Annotated in this window: 19 protein-coding genes; 6 read left to right on the top strand and 13 right to left on the bottom strand. The window is 62.7% G+C overall.

Features of this window, described 5'->3' with window-relative positions; translation table 11 throughout:
- Positions 1-11 precede the first annotated feature (11 nt).
- Positions 12-1,055, top strand: coding sequence for a GDP-mannose 4,6-dehydratase (gene gmd, locus M0D64_RS12420; protein ID WP_154559280.1), 1,044 nt, complete (start codon positions 12-14; stop codon positions 1,053-1,055).
- A gap of 92 nt (positions 1,056-1,147) precedes the next feature.
- On the opposite strand, the gene M0D64_RS12415 is transcribed toward gmd, so the two are convergent.
- The 10 genes from M0D64_RS12415 to M0D64_RS12370 all read right to left on the bottom strand — a co-directional run bounded on the left by M0D64_RS12415 (position 1,148) and on the right by M0D64_RS12370 (position 14,366).
- Positions 1,148-2,314 carry a glycosyltransferase family 4 protein gene (locus M0D64_RS12415; protein ID WP_266257893.1) on the bottom strand — a complete coding sequence of 389 codons (1,167 nt, stop codon included), beginning with the start codon at positions 2,312-2,314 and terminating at the stop codon, positions 1,148-1,150.
- Positions 2,311-3,570, bottom strand: coding sequence for a glycosyltransferase family 4 protein (locus M0D64_RS12410; protein ID WP_266257892.1), 1,260 nt, complete (start codon positions 3,568-3,570; stop codon positions 2,311-2,313). The genes M0D64_RS12415 and M0D64_RS12410 overlap by 4 nt, the downstream gene beginning before the upstream one ends.
- Positions 3,567-5,027 carry a glucose-6-phosphate isomerase gene (locus M0D64_RS12405; RefSeq protein ID WP_154559277.1) on the bottom strand — a complete coding sequence of 487 codons (1,461 nt, stop codon included), beginning with the start codon at positions 5,025-5,027 and terminating at the stop codon, positions 3,567-3,569. Before M0D64_RS12405 ends, M0D64_RS12410 begins: the two co-directional genes overlap by 4 nt.
- A 3-nt stretch (positions 5,028-5,030) precedes the next feature.
- Positions 5,031-6,281: a glycosyltransferase gene (locus M0D64_RS12400; protein WP_266257891.1), complete on the bottom strand. Its 1,251-nt coding sequence runs from the start codon at positions 6,279-6,281 to the stop codon at positions 5,031-5,033.
- A gap of 109 nt (positions 6,282-6,390) precedes the next feature.
- Positions 6,391-7,323: a glycosyltransferase family 2 protein gene (locus M0D64_RS12395; RefSeq protein WP_154559276.1), complete on the bottom strand. Its 933-nt coding sequence runs from the start codon at positions 7,321-7,323 to the stop codon at positions 6,391-6,393.
- A 61-nt stretch (positions 7,324-7,384) separates the two neighbouring features.
- Positions 7,385-9,583, bottom strand: a complete 2,199-nt coding sequence (locus M0D64_RS12390) for a polysaccharide biosynthesis tyrosine autokinase (protein WP_266257978.1) — start codon at positions 9,581-9,583, stop codon at positions 7,385-7,387.
- Between the two features lie 158 nt (positions 9,584-9,741).
- Positions 9,742-10,962 carry a polysaccharide biosynthesis/export family protein gene (locus M0D64_RS12385; protein WP_154559275.1) on the bottom strand — a complete coding sequence of 407 codons (1,221 nt, stop codon included), beginning with the start codon at positions 10,960-10,962 and terminating at the stop codon, positions 9,742-9,744.
- Positions 10,956-11,411: a low molecular weight phosphotyrosine protein phosphatase gene (locus tag M0D64_RS12380; protein WP_154559274.1), complete on the bottom strand. Its 456-nt coding sequence runs from the start codon at positions 11,409-11,411 to the stop codon at positions 10,956-10,958. Before M0D64_RS12380 ends, M0D64_RS12385 begins: the two co-directional genes overlap by 7 nt.
- A 49-nt stretch (positions 11,412-11,460) precedes the next feature.
- Complete coding sequence (locus tag M0D64_RS12375; RefSeq protein ID WP_266257890.1) at positions 11,461-12,906, bottom strand: UDP-glucose/GDP-mannose dehydrogenase family protein; 1,446 nt, start codon at positions 12,904-12,906, stop codon at positions 11,461-11,463.
- Positions 12,907-12,968: 62 nt separating this feature from the next.
- Positions 12,969-14,366 carry an undecaprenyl-phosphate glucose phosphotransferase gene (locus M0D64_RS12370; RefSeq protein WP_154559272.1) on the bottom strand — a complete coding sequence of 466 codons (1,398 nt, stop codon included), beginning with the start codon at positions 14,364-14,366 and terminating at the stop codon, positions 12,969-12,971.
- A 212-nt stretch (positions 14,367-14,578) separates the two neighbouring features.
- Between M0D64_RS12370 and M0D64_RS12365 the strand changes: the two genes are divergently transcribed.
- A complete protein-coding gene (locus M0D64_RS12365; protein WP_266257889.1) occupies positions 14,579-14,875 on the top strand; it encodes a hypothetical protein in 297 nt (98 codons plus the stop codon).
- A gap of 138 nt (positions 14,876-15,013) precedes the next feature.
- Positions 15,014-16,567, top strand: coding sequence for a mannose-1-phosphate guanylyltransferase/mannose-6-phosphate isomerase (locus M0D64_RS12360; RefSeq protein ID WP_154559270.1), 1,554 nt, complete (start codon positions 15,014-15,016; stop codon positions 16,565-16,567).
- Between the two features lie 79 nt (positions 16,568-16,646).
- Here M0D64_RS12360 and M0D64_RS12355 read toward each other — a convergent pair whose 3' ends face one another.
- Both M0D64_RS12355 and M0D64_RS12350 read right to left on the bottom strand, forming a co-directional pair.
- Positions 16,647-17,831, bottom strand: a complete 1,185-nt coding sequence (locus M0D64_RS12355) for a transposase (RefSeq protein WP_266257888.1) — start codon at positions 17,829-17,831, stop codon at positions 16,647-16,649.
- Positions 17,832-18,414: 583 nt separating this feature from the next.
- Positions 18,415-18,711: a YciI-like protein gene (locus M0D64_RS12350; RefSeq protein ID WP_266257887.1), complete on the bottom strand. Its 297-nt coding sequence runs from the start codon at positions 18,709-18,711 to the stop codon at positions 18,415-18,417.
- A gap of 448 nt (positions 18,712-19,159) precedes the next feature.
- Here M0D64_RS12350 and M0D64_RS12345 point away from each other — a divergent pair, with 448 nt between their 5' ends.
- The 3 genes from M0D64_RS12345 (at position 19,160) to M0D64_RS12335 (ending at position 21,144) form a co-directional block, all read left to right on the top strand.
- Complete coding sequence (locus M0D64_RS12345; protein ID WP_115783158.1) at positions 19,160-19,456, top strand: PsiF family protein; 297 nt, start codon at positions 19,160-19,162, stop codon at positions 19,454-19,456.
- Positions 19,457-19,748: 292 nt separating this feature from the next.
- Complete coding sequence (locus tag M0D64_RS12340) at positions 19,749-20,195, top strand: hypothetical protein (protein WP_154559267.1); 447 nt, start codon at positions 19,749-19,751, stop codon at positions 20,193-20,195.
- A gap of 361 nt (positions 20,196-20,556) precedes the next feature.
- Positions 20,557-21,144 carry a YSC84-related protein gene (locus tag M0D64_RS12335; protein ID WP_266257886.1) on the top strand — a complete coding sequence of 196 codons (588 nt, stop codon included), beginning with the start codon at positions 20,557-20,559 and terminating at the stop codon, positions 21,142-21,144.
- A gap of 129 nt (positions 21,145-21,273) precedes the next feature.
- Here M0D64_RS12335 and M0D64_RS12330 read toward each other — a convergent pair whose 3' ends face one another.
- Positions 21,274-22,341: a glycosyltransferase family 4 protein gene (locus tag M0D64_RS12330; RefSeq protein WP_154559265.1), complete on the bottom strand. Its 1,068-nt coding sequence runs from the start codon at positions 22,339-22,341 to the stop codon at positions 21,274-21,276.
- Positions 22,342-22,386: the final 45 nt, after the last annotated feature.

Below are 22,386 nucleotides of genomic sequence, written 5' to 3'. Positions count from 1 at the left end.
GAAGGCAAGCTATGAGCCAACCACGCAAAGCGATCATCACCGGCGTATCCGGACAGGACGGCGCCTATCTGACCAAACTGCTGCTCGACAAGGGCTACCACGTGACCGGCACGTACCGGCGCACGAGTTCGGTCAATTTCTGGCGCATCCGTGAGCTCGGCGTGCTCGATCATCCGAATCTGCGTCTGGTCGAACACGACCTGACCGATCTGGGCTCGACGCTGCGCCTGCTCGAAGGCGCGCAGGCCGACGAGCTGTACAACCTCGCCGCGCAGAGCTTCGTGGGTGTCTCGTTCGACCAGCCCGTGACGACCGCCGAAGTGACCGGCATCGGCGCGTTGAATCTGCTCGAAGGCATCCGCATTCTGAATCCGAAGACCCGTTTTTATCAGGCGTCGACTTCGGAAATGTTCGGTCTCGTGCAGGCCGTGCCGCAACGCGAGGACACGCCTTTCTATCCGCGCAGCCCGTATGGTGTGGCCAAGCTGTTCGCGCACTGGTCGACCATCAACTATCGCGAGTCGTACAACCTGTTTGCGAGCAGCGGGATTCTGTTCAATCACGAATCGCCGCTACGTGGCCGTGAATTCGTCACCCGCAAGATCACGGACACCGTCGCGAAGATCAAGCTCGGCAAACAGGATGCGCTGGAGCTCGGCAACCTGAGCGCCAAGCGCGACTGGGGCTTCGCGCTCGAATACGTGGAAGGCATGTGGCGCATGCTGCAAGCCGACGAACCCGATACCTTCGTGCTCGCCACCGGCCGCACCGAGACGGTTCGCGACTTCGTGCGCATGGCGTTCGCCGCCGCGGGTTACCAGATCGAATGGTCGGGCAAGGAAGAGCGTGAGACCGGTATCGACGTGGCAACCGGCAAGACGCTGGTGCGCGTGAATCCGAAGTTCTATCGCCCGGCGGAAGTGGATCTGCTGATCGGTTGCGCGGACAAGGCGCACGAGAAGCTCGGCTGGAAGCCGGAAACCACGCTTGAACAGTTGTGCCACATGATGGTTCATGCGGACCTTGGTCGGAACGAGCATCACGAGACGTTCTGATTCTGAGAGGCGGCTGCGTGGGCAGCCGTCACCCTGTGAAAAAAGGCCTGATCGCAACGATTCAGGCCTTTTTCTATTGCGTCATGAAGCCTTCAATGCACCCCGCCCGCCGCGATCGCCTCGCTATACACCGACGCCACACGCTTCGCGATCACCGAATTATCGAAGTTCTCGCGCGCATAACGGCGGCATGCATCGGCATCCGGCAACTTCAGTGAGCCGTTCAACGCGCCTGCCAGGCCTTCCGCAATCGCCTTCGCGCCGGTCTCCGGCAACACCAGATTCGGCGACAAACCCGCCACCGCCTCCGGCAAACCGCCCACCGGCGTCACCAGCACGGGCGTGCCCGAAGCCAGCGATTCAACGGTAATCAGCCCAAAGCCTTCCAATGCTACTGTCGGCACCACGCTGATATTCGCCGCACGGTACAGCGCGGCCAGATGCTGATCGGGCACGAAGCCCAGCAGTTTCACATTGTCCTCGAGGCCTGCCTCGGTGATACGCGCCTGCAATTCGCCTTCGAGCCGCCCCTTGCCCGCGATCAGCAACAGCACGTCGGGCTCAGTGCGCTTGAGCAGCTTCACCGCGTCGATCAGATCTTCGAGGCCCATGCGGCGCACCAGACGCCGCACGGCCAGCACGATCGGCCGGTCCTGCGGCAGTTGCAGTTTCAGACGCGCCTCGGCCGGCGTGATCGGCAGATTGAACTGCTCGACGTCCACGCAACCCGGCACGACGCGCACGCGGTCCGGCGCGATGCGATAGCGCGAAGTCAAAATCTTGCCAAAGGCTTCCGACAAGACGATCAGCCGGGATGAGCGCGCATACACCGATTGCTCCAGATAGCGCTTCGCGCGCTGACCGAGCGAATCGGCGCCTTCGACGTGACTCTCGTCGGCCCACGGTCCCTGAAAATGCGAGACCTGCGGAATGCCGCGCGTCACGTCGAGACCCGGAAACGTGTACAGCGCGAAGTGCGACGAAATCACGTCGGGACGCGAGGTGCTGATCTCATGGCGCAGCGCGCGGCGTGCTGCCATCAACCGCAGCGGCAGCGATTGCGCGGCGGAGCCGAAACCGTTGATCGCGCCGCCGGTGTCCGCGGCCACTTTGGGTGAGCCGGCCACCACGCCGCGCACCGCGACGCCCGCGCCCGGCAATGCGCCGACTAGCGAGTAGTACATGCGGTCGAGGCCGCCCGCGCGTTCCGGAAACCAGTGCATCCCGATCTGCAGCGATTTGATTGATCTTGTGGTCATAGTTGTTGTCCCTGAGCGTTCTGAGCGTTGTGGTGGATTGTCTGCCCGGCCAGCGTGTTCAGCGTCAGCGCGTCGGTCTTGGCGACCACCGTGGCTTCCGCTTCGCTGCGTCGGCGGTCCTTCTGCTGCCCCGCCAGTTGCCGGTACAGCGCGATGTATTGCGCGGCCATCCGCGCCCAGCCGAAGCCGGTCGCAAGTTCGTTGGCGGCGACGCCCATCGCGCGGCGTGCGTCGTCGTTGTCAGCAAGACGTGCGATAGCGCCCGCCAATGCCTTGGGATCGTCCGGATCGTCGAGCACGATGCCGCATTCCGGCGTGATGATTTCCGCACCGCCCGCCGTGCGCGCCGTGACCACCGGCAGACCCGCGGCCATCGCTTCGAGCAGCGACAGGCTCATCGCTTCATAGCGTGACGGGAACACGAACGCGTCGACCGAATGCATCAGCACCGGCATTTCCTTGACCAGCCCGAGAAAATGCACGCGATGCGCAATGCCGAGCGCCTTCGCTTCTTCCGGATACGGGCTGCCCGGCAGAAAACCGGCCACTGCGATCTGCACGTGTTCGGGCAGATGCTTGAGCGCTTGCAACACCGTGCCGAGGTTCTTGCGCGGCGTGCGCAAGTCGCCGACGAACAGCAGCAGGAACGCGTCCACCGGCAAGCCGAACTTCGCGCGGTCGCCCGTGGCAGCCGCGAAACCTTGCGTATCGACACCGTTGTAGATCACGTCGACCCGGTTATGAGGCGTCAACCCGATCGCGCGAATTTCATCGGCGACCTTTTGCGACACCGCCGTAATCACCTTCGAGCGCCGGTAAGCCCAGCGTTCGAGCAACGCGTTGCAGCGCGTATAGACCGACTGATACGCGGACCACACGCCCTTTGTGAGCCCGAACGGGTAATACTTGCTGCCGAACCAGCCGCTATGCACGAAGTGCGAGGTGTTGACGTCGGCGGGCACCCACGTGATGAAGCCATTCACGTGCAGCACGTCGAATTCGCGGCGATGCGCGCGCAGCCACATCGCGCTTTTGAACGCGAACACCTGCTGGCGCAGCAGATTGGTGGGCCACCAGCGGCCGATCTTCATCGGCACCCAGCGGACGTTCGGATGCGCGAGCAAATCCGGCGCAACGTGCGACGCAACCAGCGTCACAGCGATGTTTTCCTCGAGGGCGGCGCGCGCAATCTCGTGGTTGACGCGCCCCTGGCCGTCGTTATGGCGCACGACGTGCGTGACAATGGCGACTCTCAATCAGTGCCTCCGTGGAAAAGTAGCGTGCGTCTGCGGTTCATCTTTTCGTAGTGCACCGCGGATAGGATCGAAAAAACACTCATGAAAAGTAGCAGCCCGCCGGTGCCGACCAGCGAATTGGTGAACACCAGCATCGCGAAGGTCGCAAGACTGAGGCTCAGGCAGGCCGAAACGAATTTGTCGTTGCGCAGCTTGAACGACGCGAGCGCCGCGCGCACCACCAGCCACACGATGCCGGACATGTAGAGCAAGGTGCCGGGCCAGCCGAGAACGAATGGGATGTTCATCACGCCGCTGTCGAAGTTGCCGTACTGGCCGAGCTGACCGCCGTCGTTCGAGAGCTTGGTCGAGGTGCCGGTCGCGCCCATGCCTTCGCCGGAGACGTCGGTAAAGGCCGTCTTCGCGAAGGTCGCGTAGAACTCGTTACGCGCGGCGTAGCTCTGGTCGTCGCTCAGGTTGACGAGCGTGTTCAGGCGCGCCTGCATCCGTTCGGCCACCGGGCCGACCGTGAGCAGCGGCACGCAAAGACCGGCAAGCAGCACCGCACTCGCAACGATCCGCACGCGCACCTTGTTGTTCGCCTTGACCAACTGGATCAGGAGCGCGATCACCCAGCCGCCCCACGTCGAGCGCACGAGGCTCAGCGCGAAAGCAAAGAAGCCCAGCGCCGCAGCAACCCAGCGCACGCGGTGCGTCGCCGCCATCACGTAGACCATCGCGCCCATCATCGCGAACGCGAACGGTCCCGACGAGTTCATCGTGCTGAACACGCGCACGCCCATCGGCACAGGATCGCCCTGCGAATTCATCTGCGAGCCGAGCATCCACAGCGCGTCCCACGGCGGCATGATGAAGAACTGGATCAGGCCGTAGCCGCCCATCACCAGCATGCCCCAGATGAAGGTACTCACGATCGTGTCGCGATACTTCGGGTACTGACGCGTGTGCGCCATGATGTGAAAACCGATCAGAATCGGATAGAGCCAGTTCGCGAGGTCATACGTCGCGGCGAGCGGCCCGCTCGACATCACGCCGATCATGAACGCGTAGGCGAGCCCCATCAGAACCAGCAGCACCGGCAGGCCGCGCCGCTGCGAAAGCAGCTTGTAGTAGCGGAGCAAGGACAAGGCACTGATCATCGTCACCGCGAGCGGCGCGACCTGGATCAGGCTGGTGGGCGTGAACGAGCCTTTGGACCAGTCGGCGAGACGCCGCACCTCCGGACTCAGGAACCACAGCCACCACATGAAGCCGATGTAGCGCGCCGGGCTCTTGAAGTAGAGCCACAGGCCCGTCAGGATCGCGAGCACCGGGAATCCAAGCGTGAGCACCGTGCCCTGATGCGCGATGATCAACATCACTGTGATCAGCCACAGTAAGGCTTCCGGCAGCCACTCCTTGCGAGCGCCGGACAGTGCCCGCTCCGCGTTATCGCCGCCTCGCGCAATCGTCGACATCGTTTAGAGGCCTCCGCGTGATTCGCGCGGGCCAGGACGTTGGCCTTGCCCCTGGCTGCCCGCGCGAACTCGCGCCGGCTGGTTCACCGCGGCCGCGGTCGCCGGGGTACGCGGCGCCTTTGCCACGGCATCGGCGTCGGCCGCACCGGCCACAACACGTCCGCGCGACGCTGCGCGCGCCCGCAGCATCTCCTGCGTAATTCTCACGTGCTGCATCGCATAGTTCTGCGTGGTCAGATCGCGCGACAGCAAACCGGCGGCGGCCGCCTGCGCCTGGCGCAATGCATCCGCGGGAGAGGCGGCGAGCTGGTCCACCGCCTCACGCAACGCCTGCGGGTTGAACGGCGGAATGTAAGCCGCCTCGCCCGCCGGAAAATAATCCTGCAACGCGCCAACGTTTGTAACCACCATCGGCTTGCCGACCGCCGCCGCTTCCAGCATCACGGTGATGCCTGAGGCATGCGAGTTCGGCCGCAGCGGCACGACGATCACGTCGGCCCAGTCGTAGAGTTCGTGCTGCTTCTTGATACCGGAGAACAACGCGATCTCGACGTTTGGCGCGCGCAGCGAGGCGGGAATTCGCCGGCGTGTCGCGAGCTTCACCGTGTAGCGCGCATCGTTGCCGAAGGCCTTGATGAGCGTTTCCCAATCGCGGTCGCGATCGTTGCCAATGGCAGCGATGCGGATCGGCGTATGCGGCGTCCATTCGGTCGGCGCTTTCACGGGAAAGTCCTGCGTGTTCAGACCGTACAGGAGCGGCTTCGCGTCGCGCTTGAAATAGCGCTGGCACAGTTCGGCGTTTTCAGTGGCGAGGGTGGTCAACTGGTCGGCGCGCGTCATCAGCTTGCGATACAGCCAGCGGCGCAGAATCCCATAGGAAGGCCATTTATCGAGCAGCCACACGCTTTGCGCCAACAGCAAGGGGCTGGCATCAGCGCCCGCCTTGCGGCCGCTCAGAAGCAGCATCAGGGCGGCGGACAGCCATTCCTGCTCGGTATGCGTCCAGATCACGTCCGAGCGCAGCATCTCGTCGCGGTTGCGCCACGTATGGATGAAGTCGAACCCGAGCGCCGCCTTCAGCGCGCGGCGCAGCAAACGCACGGGTTTGCTTTCGCGCGCGTCCTGCGAATAGGTCAGCCTGAACGCATCGGATTCGGCATGGTGATAACCGTACAGGCAGCCGATGTTATCGCCCGGCCGGTAAAAACGCGGGTCGGCGCCGTAAAACAGATGAACGTGAACTTTCGTACTCATGCAGACACTCCGCTCTGCCGGTGGAAAGGGGCATCGGCCTGCGCGAGCAGGCGCCAGTGCCGATGCACGAACGTGCAGGACGTTTGGGACACATGAGCGCTCGCGGGCTTCACGCGGTCCGGGACAACGCGCGGCGCGCCTCATGTGCGCCGGTGCGCACCGCACGCCAGCGCGACAGCCTTAGGCTCGCCTGTTTCGAAACCAGAGCAAGCGCGGCGTGCGTGAGGCCCGGATAGACGCGCGTGCCCACCAGCGTCCACCACCACCACGCGGTTTCGCGGCGCAGCGGCGGCAACTGATCGCGCAGGATCAGGTGGAAGTTGAAGGCGGCATTACGCAACGCCGCCATGGTTTGCGCGTCGCGCCGGTCGTCGTCGAAACGTTCGGCCGGGAAATGGTCGACAGCCACGCGCGGGTCGTACATCAGCTTCCAGCCGGCGTTCTTGACGGCGAGGCTGAAGGCCATATCGTTGTGAACCTGAGCGCCCGCGCCACGCAGGCGCTGATCGAAACGGATCGTGCGAATCGCGTCGCGCCGATAGCTCATGTTGGCGCCCTTCAGGATGTCGACTTCGCGCGCACCACCCACACCCAGGTGGTGATTGCCGATGATCTTGCCGTGCGCCGTGACCTTGCCGACCAGCGGCCGCTCGCCGTCGAGCACGCGGCCTTTTTCATGCACCCAGTCGCGACCACCCAGCGCACCAAGGCGCGCATCGCTTTCGAACGCGGCAGCAATACGCTGGACCCAGTCGACGTGCGGCGCGGCGTCGTCGTCGGTAATCGCGATCACGTCGCCCTTGGCCGCATCCAGTCCGCGATTCAGGGCCGCGACCTGGCCGGGCACCTCCACCAACGCGACGGATAGCGGCAACGTGCCCGGCACGGCGGGATCACGCAGGCAAGCATGGGTCGCTTCGTCGTCGGCGCGTGCGACCACCACCACTTCGTCCGGCGCGCGCGACTGCCGCTGCAGCGCGGCGAGGCAGCGCGCGAGATCGGCCGGGCGGCGGTAAGTCGGAACCAGTACCGTCACTTTCATCGTGATGTCCTTTTCTATCGTGTTTGCGCTGGCATCAGCCCACTGGGCTCAGCCTCGTGGCTCAGGTGCTCAGATATTCCTCGACCGCTGCATAGCCACGGGCATAACCGCCTCGCGAACGCGCCGGCATCCCGTTGAAGATGCCGCCCTGCACGTGCACGCCTGCTGCGCGCAGGCGCTTCAATGCCTCCGAGATCTCGCCTTCGTTGTGCACGCCCGAGCGAATCACGAAGAAAGTCGAACCGGCATACGCGCCGATGATCGACGCATCGGTCACGGCCAGCACCGGCGGCGTGTCGATCAGGATCACGTCATAACGCTTGGCGAGCCCGTCCAGGTATTGCGGCAGACGCGGCGACATCAGCAGTTCCGACGGATTCGGCGGACGACGGCCGCACGAGATGAAGCTCAAGCCTTCGACGTTCGAGGCGCGGATCGCTTCTTCGAGCGAGATCTGCCCGCTCAGCAATTCCGACAGACCGTTTTCCTGCGCACCGCCCACGTAACGCTCGAGCACACCGCGACGCATATCGCCGTCGATCATCAAGACGCGTTTGCCCGAGTTCGCGAGCAGCACCGCCAGATTGACCGTCAGGAAGCTCTTGCCGACGCCGGACATGGGCCCCGTCAGCATGACGATGCGGTTCTTCGCGTCCATCATCGTGAACTGCATGGACGTGCGCAGGCTGCGCAGGCTTTCGATCGTGACGTCCTTCGGCCGCGCGTTCGCCAGTACCGAGCGCAGGCGTTCGCCGCCGCGCTGGAAGCCGCTTTCGAGCACAGCCTGTTCGGCGCTCAAGGGCACGAGGCCGTACACCGGCAGATGGAACGCGCGCTCGATATGGTCGGGGTCGTCGATGCCCTTGAACATATTGCGGCGCAGGAACACGAAACCGGTGCCGCAGATCAGGCCCAGAATCACTGCCGCCGAGAGAATCAGCACCTTCTTCGGCTTGACCGGCGCGCCCGGGCGCATCGCCTGGTCGACGATATGCACGTTGCCGCCGGTACCGGCTTTCTGCACCGACAACTCCTGCACGCGGTTGAGCAGCAGCACGTAGATGTCTTCCGCCACCTTGGCGTCACGTTGCAACTGCACGGCCTTCACTTCGGTTGCCGGCAGATCGCGGAAGCGATCAGCGTATTTGGCGCGTTGCGCCTCCAGTTCGGCCATCTGCTGACGCGCGGCAACAAGCATCGGATGGTCGTCGCCGTAACGCTCGGTCAACTGCGCCATCTGCAGACGCAAACCGGCAATCTGCTGCTCGTACTGCACGCTGCCTTCGAGGTAGACCTTCGCTTCGTCGCTCGCATTGATCGAACCGGATTGACGCTGGTAAGCGGTCAACGCGGCTTCGGCGCGTTCGAGATCGGACTTCAGGCGCGGCTCTTCGCTCTTCAGGAAGTCGAGCATCTTGCTGGCGTCGACCTGCTTGTTCGACACGTGCTGACGGACATACGACTGCGCGAGCGCATTGGCCACCAGCGCGGCGTGCTCAGGGCTCTTGTCATCCAGCGAGATCTGGATCACGCCGGTCTGCTTGCCCTGCTCCTGCACGGTGATCGCCGACTGGAACGCGCTGATCGCGTCGAGGTCGTTAAAACGCGTCACGGTGAACTCTTCGCCCGGCCGGGCCACCAGCTTGTTGACAAGGATCGTCACGCCGCCGCCCTGCTCCTGCCGGCCAACCTGGCCGCGCAGCAGCAGCGTGCCGTTCTTTGCGTAGAGTTCGTAGTGCTGTTCGTCGAACACCTTCATCGTCAGCTTCTCGCCTTCGAGCGCCGACACCACGTCGAGCGAATCGATCTCGGCCTCTTCACCGCCCCAGGCGTATGAAGCCAGACCCAGCCACGGCGGCGCCGGCTGGCCCGGCGTCGCCATGTGCGCGGCAATGCTGCCAAGCAGCGGAATCGTCTTCGGCACGACGCTGAAGTTCAGCTTCAGTTGCTGGACCACCGGGCCGACTACGCCGCGGCTCTTGATGATTTCGATTTCGGCGTCGGTCGGCAGCGAAGTCGAGCCGGTCGTGATGGCCGCGCCCGTTTGCGTCTGCGTGAGCGCCTGCGAGGTGTTGTCGGACTGCTCGACCCGCACGTGCGCATCGGCCGAATAGATCGGCTTGGCGAGGAAACAGTACGCCGCGGCCAGCGCGACGATCACGCCGGCGATCGCGATCAGCCACCAGATGTCGTCGAGGATCACCTGCACCAGTTGCCCGAGGACGACGTCCTCTTCTTCGGTCTTGATCGGACCGGCCATGTGTGGAGAGATTTGGTTGCTCACAATTCGATCCCGTTTCGGTTGCTTCGGCGTGGGCTTCAGCGTGTGCTCTGGCATGTGCTTGCGCGTTTGCCTCGGCGTTTGCTTCGGTCCCGCGCCCTTTGAGAGCGGCGCGGGCCTGTCGACGGCTCAGACAGTTATCTCGTCAACTGCTTCAGGTAGAACAACGTCTGTACGCTCGGCAGGACTTGCTGCAACACACGGTTGAACGTGGTCGAAGCGGCGGTGCCCACATACACGACATCCATCGGCTGCAACTGGAACTGGGACGACAACATGATCGCGTCGGGCTGCGTCATGTCGAGGCGGTACACGTCCGGCGTGGTCGGATGCTCGCGCATGCCGCGCATCACGAAGATCTGGCGCGGATTGGCGTCCGTGTCGAGAATGCCGCCCGACTGGGTGAGCGCGTCGGCGATCGTCAGGCGGCCCTTCACCATCGGCAGCTGGATCGGCGTCTTCACTTCGCCCATCACGAAGATGCGGCTGTCGTTGTGATCCGGCACGTTGATCACGTCGCCGTTTTGCAGCATGACGTTCTGCGTGGTGTCGCCCTGGTCGAGCATGCGGTTGGCGTCAAGCACGTACAGCTTGTTGTTGCGCGTGAGACGCACGCGCTGGATGTCGGCGTCGCTGTTGGTGCCGCCCGAGCGCGTGATCGCGTCGACCAGCGTGAGCGGCACGTCGCTGATGGCGAGCGGGCCCGGCGTCTTCACGTCACCGGTCACCTGCACTTTCTGGCCGCGGTACGACAGCACGCGCACGTCGACCTGCGGATTGCGGATGTAGCGCACGAGGCCGGTGCTCAACTGATCGCGCACTTCACTCACGGTCTTGCCCGCGGCCTTGATGCGGCCGACGAACGGGAAAAAGATCGTGCCGTCGGGGGCAATCGTCTGGCCGTACGGATCGGCCTGGCCCGGCAGCGCGGCGGTATACGGCTGCTGCAAGGCGCCGCCGATCGACTGCGTGGTGTTGCCGCCCGCGGACAGCGTGCTGCCCTGCGGGGTGGTCAATTCCGGGTGGTCCCACACGGTGATGCCGAGAATGTCCTGCGGCGAGAGCCGGTACACGTACTGCGACGGATCGCTATAGTGCGAAGTCGGCAGCGCCTGTTGCGCGGCAGTGGCTTGCGCCTGTGCTTGCGCCGCAACCAGCGGGCCGTCGATCAGATGCACCGGATAGGTTTCGTTAGCTTGCTGACCCTGATGCTGGCCGTCGTCTTTCAGACGGGACGTGTCGAGGTAATTGCCAGGTGCGGTAGCGCAGGCCGACAGAAAGGACGTCAGCAAAAGCGTGGCGGCGAGTTTCGAATTGACGTTCGCGAATGTGTGTGCAGTGCGTTTTTTCATCAGCATATTTTCTTCAGCCATCCCATGACCAGGTGTTCGATGAGCACGAGACTCTCCCTATAGTCGGCTTCCTTGCCGCCGTGCGGATCGGCGACGTCGGAGTCGTCTTCCCACTTGCCGAGCGGATAGACCTTGCCGCGCGAAGCCGGATCGAGCGCTTCAACCGCGCTCACCTGCGCGCGCTCGCTGACGAGCACGAGATCGGCTGCGCGCACGAGCTCGCGGTCGAGGCGCCGCGAATAGTGGATGCCGGAGGCGACGCCCTGCTCGGCGAGCAGGCGCCGCATCACCGGGTCCATGGCGTGGCCGTTGGTGGCGCGGAGACCCGCCGAATGAAACGCGATCGGCGCTGAGGACGGCCGCGACGGCGCGCGCTGCCGGGCCTTGAACAGCATCTCGGCTGCGGGCGAACGGCACACGTTGGCGTGGCAGACGATCAGAACGTTGGCGAACATGGCGGGCTCCTTAGTGAGGCTTTGGCGGCGCGGCGGCTTATCGGCCAACTTACTGGCCGGCCTCGACCGTATCGGCCGCGTCTACCGTGACCGGCAGGCCGTTCGCGCCAACCTTCGCCGGCGCATTGCGCAGCGCGTGCTGACGGCCGATCGCGTGATACTCGATACCGAGTTCGAGCAGCGCGTCCGGCTCGTACAGATTGCGGCCGTCGAAAATCAGCGGCGTGGTGAGGCTCTCCTTGAGCGAACCGAAGTCCGGACTCTTGAAGACCTTCCATTCGGTCAGGATCACCAGTGCGTCGGCGCCCTCGGCCGCTTCCATCTCTTCGTTCACGAACGACAGGCGCGCATGCTGTTGCGGCACGTCCTTCAGATCGAGTGCGAACACACGCTTCGATTCGTCGATCGCGACTGGGTCGTAGGCCTTCACCCGCGCGCCACGGCGCAGCAGTTCGGCGATCAGCGGACGGCTCGGCGCCTCGCGCATGTCGTCGGTGTTCGGCTTGAACGCGAGACCCCACACGCCGAAGGTGCGATCCGACAGGTCTTCGCCCAGACGGTCGACGATCTTCTGCGCAAGGATCTTTTTCTGCGTGTCGTTGACGGCTTCCACCGCTTCGAGGATGCGCAGATTGGCTTTGTGGTCGGCTGCGGTGCGAATCAGCGCCTGCACGTCTTTCGGGAAGCACGAACCGCCGTAGCCGCAACCGGCATACAGGAAGTCGTAGCCGATGCGCGGATCGGAGCCGATGCCGCGGCGCACCGCTTCGATATCCGCGCCGACGCGGTCGGCCAGATTCGCGAGCTCGTTCATGTACGAGATACGCGTGGCGAGCATCGCGTTGGCCGCGTACTTGGTGAACTCGGCCGAACGCACGTCCATGTACAGCGTGCGTTCGCGATTGCGGTTGAACGGCGCATAGAGACGCTTCATCAACTCGCGCGCTTTTTCGCCGGGCACGTCTTCATCGCAGCCGAGCACGATGCGATCGGGGCGCGTGAAGTCTTCCACGGCGGCGCCTTCTTTCAGGAACTCCGGATTCGACACCACGGAGAACATGTGGCTCGCGTTGCGCGTGGCCAGTTCCTCGGCGATCACGTCGCGCACGCGCGAAGCCGTGCCGACCGGCACCGTCGATTTGTCGACGATCACCTTGAAGCCCGTCATATGACGGCCGATATTGCGCGCGGCGGCGAGCACGTATTGCAGATCTGCGGAACCGTCTTCGTCGGAGGGCGTGCCCACCGCGATGAACTGGATGTCGCCGTGCGCGACCGCGGCCTCGATGTCGGTCGAGAACTTCAGGCGGCCTGCCTTGCGATTGCGCGCAATGATTTCCTGCAGACCCGGTTCATGGATCGGCACGCCGCCGTTGTTGAGCACGTCGATCTTGCGCTGATCGACGTCGAGACAGAACACGTCGTGGCCGATGTCGGCGAGACATGCGCCCGTCACGAGGCCTACGTAGCCACTACCGATGATCGTCAGGTTCATGTATTACACCTCGGAAAATGGAGTTGATTCAGGAGAGCGGCCGCGCGTTGCGCGGCTGCGCCTCAATATGCGTTGCTGCCCACAAAGCCCTTCCACAGCGTCAGCACGACGATCTTGATGTCGAGCCAGAAGGTCCAGTGCTGCATGTAGTACAGATCGAGCTTGACGCGGCCCATCATCTTTTCGATGCGGTCGGTCTCGCCGCGATAGCCGTTGATCTGCGCCCACCCGGTGATGCCCGGCTTGATCCGGTAGCGGTGCATGTAGCCCTTCACCAGATCCTTGTAGATATCGTCGTGTTCGAGCGCGTGCGGACGCGGACCCACAACCGACATCTCGCCGCGCAACACGTTGATGAACTGCGGCAATTCATCGAGGCTGGTGCGCCGCAGGAACGCGCCGACCGCGGTGATACGCGGATCGCGCCGTGTCGCCTGAGTGATCTTGCCGGCCTCTTCCTTGTGCATCTTCATCGAGCGAAACTTGTAGATCTCAAACTGGTTGCCGTCGATGCCCTTGCGCTTCTGGCGGAAGAACACCGGGCCCGGCGAGCTCACCTTCACCATCACCGCGATCACCAGCATCACCGGCGACAGCGCGGTCAACGCCGCCAGCGCGAACAGCCGGTCGAAGATGCGCTTGGGCAGCACGCGCAGATCGGTGATCGGCGAGGCGGCCAGGTTGATCGCCGGCACGCCGAGCAGATCCACCATCGGCTGATTGAAGAGCGTGAGGCTGCGAACGTCCGGAATGAAGCGGATGTTCACGAAGTCGTTCTTCAGGTCCATCACGAAGCGATGGATCGCCTTCTCCTTCGAGATCGGCAGCGCGAGCCACAGTTCACGAATCGCGCGCTGACGCACCAGTTGAAGCATCCGCGAGTAATCGCGCTCGACCGGCACGCCTTCGATCGCGTCGCTCGCATCCGGATCTTCATAAGGGTTGATCGTGCCCTCCTCGTCGAACACCACGACGGGGCTAAAGCCCGCTTCCGGGCGGCTGCGCATCTGTTCGATCAGGAAGCGCCCATACGGCGCGCCGCCGACGATCGCCACCGCGCGCTGATTGAAGCCTTCGCGGCGCAGTCCGCGCAGGATCGAGTAGACGATCACCTTGGTGACGATCAGCAGCACGATCGTGGCGATAGCCCAGTAAAGGAGCCACAGACGCGACAGGCTGTCCGAACGGTGCAGGCTGAAGCTGATCAGGATGCCGGTGATCTCCACCATCACCCAGCCGCCCGCAACGCGGCACAGCAGGTCGTACAGCGGCTTGCCGCGCCACGACTGATAGATCCCCAGCGCAGGAAAGAACACCACCACGAGCAGGCAGTCGAACGCGAGCGACACACTTTGGACGTCGTCCAGCCACGCCAATTTCCCGCTGTGCACGGCCGTCGCGATAGCCGCGCCGAGCGCGACCATGGCGATGTCGATGATTCTCGATAGAACGCTCAGCATGCGCTGCCCCTCAGTTCGTCAGTCAAGTGCCATCCGTTGGTTGGTTGAATTCCCGTCACACTCATTGCGTCCGGCCACCGGGAGCGCAACGCCGGTATTCGCGCCTGCAGATCGATGCGCGGCGCGAAACTGATTGAACCGGTGTTAATTGCCCTGCCGCTTTCCGGATTAAAAAAATTCCTGAACGGACGATCCGGAAAACAGGTGTCGAAATGAGTGAATACCCTTGTACAGGTATAGATAAAGCGGTATTAAAATTCGGACTGCAAGACAGCAAAATATCTCAAAATGTATCGGTCAAATTTTCAGCATTTTTTCCGAATTTTGTGCGGCAATTGTTACCGAATTGGCGTTTGAGAGACCCGTTTATCGCCGTTCTGGAGGCGGATCTGAGCCAAGCCGTCCGTTTTCCTACGAAGCTTACGCCTCGCCTTTCGTCCCCATTCTGCGTCATTCCGCCGGATAAAAAAATGGTCCGTGATTTTTTTCGGGTAATTTTTCTTTTTTAAAAATTATTCGGACATTTTTTCTTCACGAAACGGCCAACTTTATTCGACGTTTTATATAGTTTCTATTTAACGCGCTTTTATTGATTCTTTACTTCGTGATAAAACTCGACGCATTCACCCAGCCTCGAGGAGTCCATCATGACAGCTCCGGTTACGGCCACACCCGCCGACACCCGGTCCACGCAAGCTATGCACCTGAACGTCAAGCTCAAAGTTCATCCCGTGATTCTGGCGGGCGGCTCCGGTACACGGTTGTGGCCGATGTCACGCGAGCAGCATCCGAAACAACTGATTGGCCTGCTCGGCGACGACTCGCTGCTGCAGTCGACCACGCGCCGGCTCGACGGGCTCGAAACGGGCCATCCGCTCGCCGAGCAACTCGTCGTGGTGGCCAACGAAGAACAGCGCTTCACCACGGCCGAGCAATTGCGTACGAGCGGCAAGCCGACCCGGCTGATTCTCGAACCCGCCGGTCGCGATACGGCGCCGGCGCTGACGGTGGCTGCCCTTTCGATCGCCGCGCAGGACGAGGACGGCATCATGGTCGTGATGCCCGCCGATCACGCGGTGACCGACAGCGCCGGTTTTCATGCAGCGGTGGCGGCCGGCGTGCAGCATGCGGCAGCCGGCCATATCGTGACGATGGGCATCGTACCGACGCGTGCGGAAACGGGTTATGGCTACATTCGCATTGGCGCGGCGCTTGGCACGCCTAATGACGCTCGCGCAACGGACACCGATGCGGCCGGCAAGGTCGGCGCGCACAAGCTCGATCGCTTCGTCGAAAAACCGCATCTGGAACTGGCGCAGCGGTATATCGAATCGCAGGAATACTGGTGGAACAGCGGCATTTTCATCATGCGCGCCTCGACCTGGCTGAAGGCGATCCGCCACTTCCAGCCGGCGATTTACGAAGCCTGCGACGCGGCCTTCGCAGGCGGCAAAGCGGACGGCGATTTCTTCCGTCTGCAACGCGACGCGTTCAGCGCCTCGCCGTCGAATTCGATCGACTACGCGGTGATGGAGCAACTGGGCAACGATCAGACCGCTGCATCCGGCGTGGTTGTGCCGCTGCAAGCGGGCTGGTCGGACGTGGGTTCGTGGGACGCGATCTGGGACATTTCGGAGAAAGACGCCGATCGAAACGTGGGGCGCGGCCACGTGATGTTCGAAGGGGCAAGCTCGACCTTCGCGCATTCGGAAGGACGCCTGATCGCCTGCGTCGGCACGCAGGATCTCGTGGTGGTCGAAACGGCGGATGCGATTCTGGTCGCGGACAAATCACGCGTGCAGGACGTCAAGAAGATCGTCGGACGGATTCGCAACGATGGCGGACTGGAAGCGACCAACCATCGCAAGGTGCATCGCCCGTGGGGCAACTACGATTCCGTCGACACCGGCGAGCGCTTCCAGGTCAAACGCATCGTCGTGAAACCCGGTGCGCGACTCTCGCTGCAAATGCATCATCACCGCGCGGAACACTGGATCGTCGTGCGCGGCACCGCACTCGTCACGCGGGGTGAAGAGCGCTTTATCGTCTCCGAAAACGAATCGGCTTATATTCCGCTGGGCGTCACCCACCGTCTCGAGAACCCGGGCAAGATGCCGCTCGAAATGATCGAGGTGCAGTCGGGCTCGTATCTCGGCGAAGACGATATCGTGCGTTTCGACGACACGTATGGACGTCAATGATTCACAACGAATGAAGCGGGAACCTGCGGCTGTTGCTCCTGACGGCCGCGGGGTATTGCTGTACTGCTAACCGCCGCGCTCACCCCGCATGGGAGATGAGTTCTGGATACGACGGATAACGATCTGACGCACTGCTTTCGGTTGCGGGTGCGGCCGGTTCGCTGGGATAACGGCGCAGCGGTCCGCGGAATGCATTGAGCGGACCGTGCAAAGGCCCACCGTGATTCACAGCGACCGGCTCCGGCACATGACGCATGGCCGGCAACGGACGCGCCACTGCCGCAGCCGCCGCAGTGGCATTAACTGCAGGTGCGGCCTCGGCTGCAGCCTGCGTACGGCATTCACGGTCGATCCACTGCCGCGCCCATTCGAGCGCGTATTGCTCCGCCGCGTCGGCCTCGGCAAAGCGCGGACCGACGAGGCCGGAACGCTCGACGCGTTTGCCGTCCTTCATGATCTCCGCCCACGCGCGATACATGGCGTTGGGCACCTGCTCCGCCGCCACGTAGATCACATAGCCGCGCCGGTCGGCGACTTGCGTGCCGCGTGGCGCGAGGCTCATCGACAGCGAGCTGCGCTGCTGATCTTCAAGCTGTTGCGTGCGGCGTGCCGACGCGATAGCCGAATCCAGACCGTGCATTGCCGTGTCCACCGCCCGCGCTTCCTCCATGCCTTGCAGACCAGCGCGCATGGCAGGCCGTGCCGCGGGTGATGCAGGTGCAGGTGCCGAGGGGGCCGAACGCGTACGCGACACCGGCGGCGCGTTTGTCATACCCGTCGTCATTCCGGACAACTGGCGCGTGATATCGGCGAACGGATCCGCCGAACGCCAGTTGCCCAGGCTGCTCGATACGCCGGGGGCCTGCCACGATTCGGGGCTCTTCCACGACACACCGCGCAGACCTTCGTCGCGCACGCTGGGGGTTTCGGCTATCGGTAATGCCGGTTTGGCCGCGACGGGCGGCGCCGGTTGCGGGACGTACGCGAAGGTACGCCCGGTTTGCGACAACAACCGAACCATCTCGAGGAGGGTGCCGTTCAACTGCCATTCTTCAAAACGGCGCCGGCAGGTAGGACCCGACGGATAGCGGCCCGGCAGTTTCGACCAGGGTTCGCCAGTTGTCAGAATCCACAGGACGGCATTCGCCACGATGCGCGGTTCGGCGCGGGGCCGACCGCGTCGGTTCAGACGGACGGCCGGCTCATCAGAGACAAGCGCTGCCAGCAGCGCCCATTCGTCATTGCTTAGCTCATCGAAAAACATTGGGTTTTCTCCACGCAGCCTGGCCGGGCCGCGGCTTTGGGCGGCCACGGATTCAACTTTCACGATCCGTGTGCAGCCCGCGGTTGCACAAATATGTTTTGTACGTTCTGTTTGCGGGTCAATAGCGCACTGGGTTAGTGCGGTTTGTCCCTATTGCGAAGCACAAAACGTGGTCTCACTCGTGCATGGGAGAATTTGTGCACGAAGCATACCATCACCAGGGTTTGCGTGAATATGGTTGAGACAAGTGTTACGGATGGAAACAATCTTGTCCTTTTTGCTGCGTCATTTTTCGTATTGCCGTAACAGAACCACCGTCGGTTCCCGCGCCGAAAGGCGTTATTGCACAGCACAACGGCGCGGCAACGGCGACGAATTGCATTTACGAAATCGGCATTTGAGTCACAACGCATTTCGATGCATTTTGAAGGTATTTCCACCCGCTGCGGAATGTCTCGGCGCAGCGTTTTGACAGCACCTGAGTGACATCGGGACGCGATTGTCGTCGAAGCGAACACAGCGCTTCTTCATGCTGTTCGCATTCCTCTCGACGCCGCGCGAGCGCGGCTGTTCGCGCTTGCTTCTAACGCACGGGGTTCGCCGCGCCCTCACCCACCACGGTCATCCATGGGCGTACGAGCCAGCGCGTTACGAGCCCTGCGAGCACGTACGGATCGGCTCTGGCAAAGGCTTCGGCGGCTTCGGGAGAGTCGCCTTTGAAGAGCAGCACGGCAGTGTCCACAGGCTCGGTCAAGGCTCCGGCCAGTTGCAATTCACCGCGCTCCGCTGCCGCCCAGGCGAGAGCCAGATGGGCGTCGCGATACGCGCCACGCCTCTCGAGGTAGTCCGGCACGAGGTCATACATCAACAGGTAGTGCATGGCGAGCCTCCTTTGGCTTGCGTGACTGAGACGACGGGCGGCGCATCGGCGCAGGAATTCCAGTCAAGATTACCCCTATGATATTCAACGGGATTTTCTGCCGATTTCCTATTCATTTGCACCTGCAGCAATGCAAATTGGATGTTTGGAATTTGATCGTCCATATGGAATGACGCCGGCCTAATTCATTTGCATACGCCTCGCCAATTAATCCGGATTGCATAACATATTTTTGCACTGCTGCGATTCAGTCGTTTTACCCCCCCGGGGGGCCGCCAACCCCGCTGCGTAGGGGAAAACCAGCGTGCTCGCCTGTCAACCGGAATGGCATTCCGTCCGTTCTGGCAGACAGCATTTGCCATAATCGACGTGCCGAGGGGTCCTGGACACCGTTGACGCCCACGCGCATGAACGACCAAAAACGTTTTCACCACCGATGGAGTGTCACATGAAAATCCAATCCGCTATCGCTGCGCTGGTGCTGGGTACTGTCCTCGTTTCGCCGGTGTTCGCGCAGAACAGCCAGCAAACGAAAATGGCCGACTGCAACAAGCAGGCTGGCGACAAGAAAGGCGACGATCGCAAGGCCTTCATGAAGACCTGCCTGTCCGCCAAGCCGGCCGCCGCCGCGCCGATGAGCCAGCAGGACAAGATGAAGGCGTGTAACACGCAAGCCGCCGGCAAGAAAGGCGACGACCGTAAGGCCTTCATGAAGACCTGCCTGTCGTCCGCGCCGGCGAACTAAACACGAGGCAATCGGCGCGGCCCACGCGCCGCGTGTCTGGCCGCGTATTGCTCGAACAGGGCCGCGCCATTTTCCGGCGCGGCCGCTGTCTTCCTTCTGTCCTGACTCCCACTCTCCGTCGCCGCTTATCTCCCGGCAGCCGCCCTCGCGCGACCTATCCCTTCGCAGTCCATCCGCGCGAACGCGCCGTTTTTCTTCTATGATGGCTGCGGAGACGGCCCACCCCCATACACAACATTAGACGGGCCGCCATCTTGTCGTTGGTGCTGCAGAGCATCGATCGGAGGCAAGGATGGTATCGAAGCATAAAAACCGCTGGTTAAGGCGGTGGCTGGTCGTCATCATATTCTGGGCCGTGCCCGTGGCGATCGTTGCAGTCAGCGAGATCCGGGAGGAAATGGCGTATAACGCCGTCGACCTCGACCGTGCGCTGACCACCTGGAATTTCACCGACGCACAACGCGCCGCCGGCGCGCCCGCGCGCTGCCGCGGCAAGCCCGACGAGGCGCAAGCCGCCGGCTGCCCGGCCGATGTGCTGGCGGCCAATGCGCCGCGCCAGCAGGACGCCCGCAACGAATACAGCGTGCGCCGCTCCACGCTCATGGGTTACCTCTGGCATGCGTTCGTCGGCTACTGGATCGTGCCGGCGGTCACGCTGTTCCTGATTGGCGTATTGATCGGCATGATTCGTCGCGTGCTGCGGCGCCCGCCGGTCAAAAGTCCGGCAAACCATGGCTGAGGACGCGGGTGCAGCGTCGAGGCAACACTTTCAATTCGATTTCAATGCGAATCGCGAACGCGAAAAATCGGTAAAAACCGGTCCTCCATACGGTTTCAACTCGGGCGCCGATAAGCCGGTCCCTGCGCCGTTCGATTCTTCAGAAGCCCATTCGAAGGCGCTGTCCGAGCGTCGTCCAACGCCCTCCCGCCACCGGTCAAAATTACATCGGCGCACCTTGCGATGGCTCGCAAACCCCCGCCCCACAAGGCTTTTCGCCGAACGACGAAGTACGCCGTCTACGCTTGCGTGTGATATAACTTAAAGACAACCCGGCAACACCATATGAGGTTGTGCCCAGGAACCATGATGGAGAAAAACGATGCAAAGACGAAACTTCATGCTGAAGACTACCGCTGCGCTCGCTTTCGGAGGCCTTGCAGTCGCTGGTTGCACGACTAACAGCGGCAACCCCAGCACACCCTCCACTGATGCCTCCAAACGCCAGTCGATCGACGCCAGCGTCGACGGCACCATGTCGCGCCTGTTCACAACCGTGAAGGGTTCGCGCGAACTCGTATCCAAGGCGCGCGGCGTACTGGTGTTCCCGTCGGTACTGCAAGCAGGCTTCATCGTTGGCGGCCAGTATGGCGAAGGTGCGCTGCGCGTAGGCGGCGGCACGGTCGGCTACTACAGCACGGTTTCCGGCTCGCTCGGTCTGCAGGCGGGCGCGCAATCGAAGGCCATCATCTTCCTGTTCATGACGCAGGATTCGCTCGACACATTCCGCAATGCCGATGGCTGGTCGGCGGGCGGCGACGCCTCCGTCGCATTGGTGAAGATGGGCGCCAACGGCGCGATCGACACGACCACGGCGACTGCCCCGGTCGAAGTATTCATTTTGACCAATGCCGGCCTGATGGCCGATGTCTCGCTGCAGGGCACCAAGGTAACGCGCCTGAAGATCTAGGCGCGCGATCCCGTGTGATCCCGCGTGATCCGGTTACCGGCCCCACGCACAGCGGCAATAAAAAACGGCGATGCGTAGTGCACATCGCCGTTCTTTTTCATGCCACCGTGTGGGCCGGTTTTACGCCGCTCAACTCCCCGACGTATCGATCACCTTGAAGCGCGAACGCTTCTGCGCGCGAATTACGGACTGGTACGCATCCACATACTGCTGCGCCATCCGGTGCGACGTGAAGCGCTCTTCGAAGCGTTGCCGCACGCCCGCCCGCGGCATCTTATGCAGGCGATTGACCGCCGCCACCGCGCCGATCTCGTCTTCGACGATAAAGCCTGTCACGCCGTCGTCGAGCACTTCCGGCACCGAGCCGCGGTTAAACGCAATCACCGGCGTGCCGCACGCCATCGCTTCGATCATCACGAGGCCGAACGGCTCCGGCCAGTCGATCGGGAAGAGCAACGCATGCGCGCCGGATAGAAACTCCGCCTTCTGGTTATCCGCGATCTCGCCGATGAACTCGACATACGGCAAGTCCAGCAACGGCCGGATTTCGCGCTCGAAGTATTCGCGGTCGGCAGCGTCCACCTTCGCGGCAATGCGAATCTGCATGCCGCAGCGTCCGGCAATCCGGATCGCGGTATCCACGCGCTTTTCCGGCGAGATACGGCCAAGAAACGCGAGGTACTTCTGCTCGACGGGTTGCGGCGTATAGAGCTGCTCCGGCAGACCGTGATAGACGGTGGTGAGCCACTTGGCCTGCGGCAGCGGATGACGCTGCGAATTCGAAATCGAGATCACGGGCGCGGTGTTGAAGGTGTCGAACACCGGCTGTTGTTCGGGCAAATCGAGGCGGCCGTGCATCGTCGTGACGAAGGGTGTCTCCTGGCGCTTGAAGACCGAAAACGAGTAATAGTCGAGGTGAAAATGCAGCACGTCGAAGTTTTCGGCCTGGCGGCGCACCAGTTCCATCAACAGCATATGGGGCGCAATGCGGTCGCGGATACCCGGGTCCAAACGCAGCGCACGCGGCCAGACGGGTTCGAGCTTTGCACTCGTGACGGAGTCGCCGCTCGCGAACAGCGTCACGTCATGGCCGAGATCGACCAGCGCCTCGGTGATGTAGGACACGACGCGCTCCGTGCCGCCGTATAGCTTCGGCGGCACCGATTCGGTCAAAGGGGCGATCTGCGCAATCTTCATATTTTGTCTCCGTGAACTGACGGCTCGCGCCGATGGCGGTGCACG

Origin of the sequence: Paraburkholderia sp. WS6 (assembly GCF_030464835.1) — a bacterium.
Taxonomy (GTDB): domain Bacteria; phylum Pseudomonadota; class Gammaproteobacteria; order Burkholderiales; family Burkholderiaceae; genus Paraburkholderia; species Paraburkholderia madseniana.
This window is presented reverse-complemented; position numbering and strand designations above follow the sequence as displayed.

Excerpts from the sequence above, each read along its gene's own strand:
- gmd (WP_154559280.1), top strand. The coding sequence starts at position 12 with ATGAGCCAACCACGCAAAGCGATCATCACCGGCGTATCCGGACAGGAC.
- M0D64_RS12415 (WP_266257893.1), bottom strand. The coding sequence starts at position 2,314 with ATGACCACAAGATCAATCAAATCGCTGCAGATCGGGATGCACTGGTTT.
- M0D64_RS12405 (WP_154559277.1), bottom strand. The coding sequence starts at position 5,027 with ATGTCGACGATTGCGCGAGGCGGCGATAACGCGGAGCGGGCACTGTCC.
- M0D64_RS12400 (WP_266257891.1), bottom strand. The coding sequence starts at position 6,281 with ATGAGTACGAAAGTTCACGTTCATCTGTTTTACGGCGCCGACCCGCGT.
- M0D64_RS12395 (WP_154559276.1), bottom strand. The coding sequence starts at position 7,323 with ATGAAAGTGACGGTACTGGTTCCGACTTACCGCCGCCCGGCCGATCTC.
- M0D64_RS12390 (WP_266257978.1), bottom strand. The coding sequence starts at position 9,583 with ATGGCCGGTCCGATCAAGACCGAAGAAGAGGACGTCGTCCTCGGGCAA.
- M0D64_RS12385 (WP_154559275.1), bottom strand. The coding sequence starts at position 10,962 with ATGCTGATGAAAAAACGCACTGCACACACATTCGCGAACGTCAATTCG.
- M0D64_RS12380 (WP_154559274.1), bottom strand. The coding sequence starts at position 11,411 with ATGTTCGCCAACGTTCTGATCGTCTGCCACGCCAACGTGTGCCGTTCG.
- M0D64_RS12375 (WP_266257890.1), bottom strand. The coding sequence starts at position 12,906 with ATGAACCTGACGATCATCGGTAGTGGCTACGTAGGCCTCGTGACGGGC.
- M0D64_RS12370 (WP_154559272.1), bottom strand. The coding sequence starts at position 14,366 with ATGCTGAGCGTTCTATCGAGAATCATCGACATCGCCATGGTCGCGCTC.
- M0D64_RS12365 (WP_266257889.1), top strand. The coding sequence starts at position 14,579 with ATGAGTGAATACCCTTGTACAGGTATAGATAAAGCGGTATTAAAATTC.
- M0D64_RS12360 (WP_154559270.1), top strand. The coding sequence starts at position 15,014 with ATGACAGCTCCGGTTACGGCCACACCCGCCGACACCCGGTCCACGCAA.
- M0D64_RS12355 (WP_266257888.1), bottom strand. The coding sequence starts at position 17,831 with ATGTTTTTCGATGAGCTAAGCAATGACGAATGGGCGCTGCTGGCAGCG.
- M0D64_RS12350 (WP_266257887.1), bottom strand. The coding sequence starts at position 18,711 with ATGCACTACCTGTTGATGTATGACCTCGTGCCGGACTACCTCGAGAGG.
- M0D64_RS12345 (WP_115783158.1), top strand. The coding sequence starts at position 19,160 with ATGAAAATCCAATCCGCTATCGCTGCGCTGGTGCTGGGTACTGTCCTC.
- M0D64_RS12340 (WP_154559267.1), top strand. The coding sequence starts at position 19,749 with ATGGTATCGAAGCATAAAAACCGCTGGTTAAGGCGGTGGCTGGTCGTC.
- M0D64_RS12335 (WP_266257886.1), top strand. The coding sequence starts at position 20,557 with ATGCAAAGACGAAACTTCATGCTGAAGACTACCGCTGCGCTCGCTTTC.
- M0D64_RS12330 (WP_154559265.1), bottom strand. The coding sequence starts at position 22,341 with ATGAAGATTGCGCAGATCGCCCCTTTGACCGAATCGGTGCCGCCGAAG.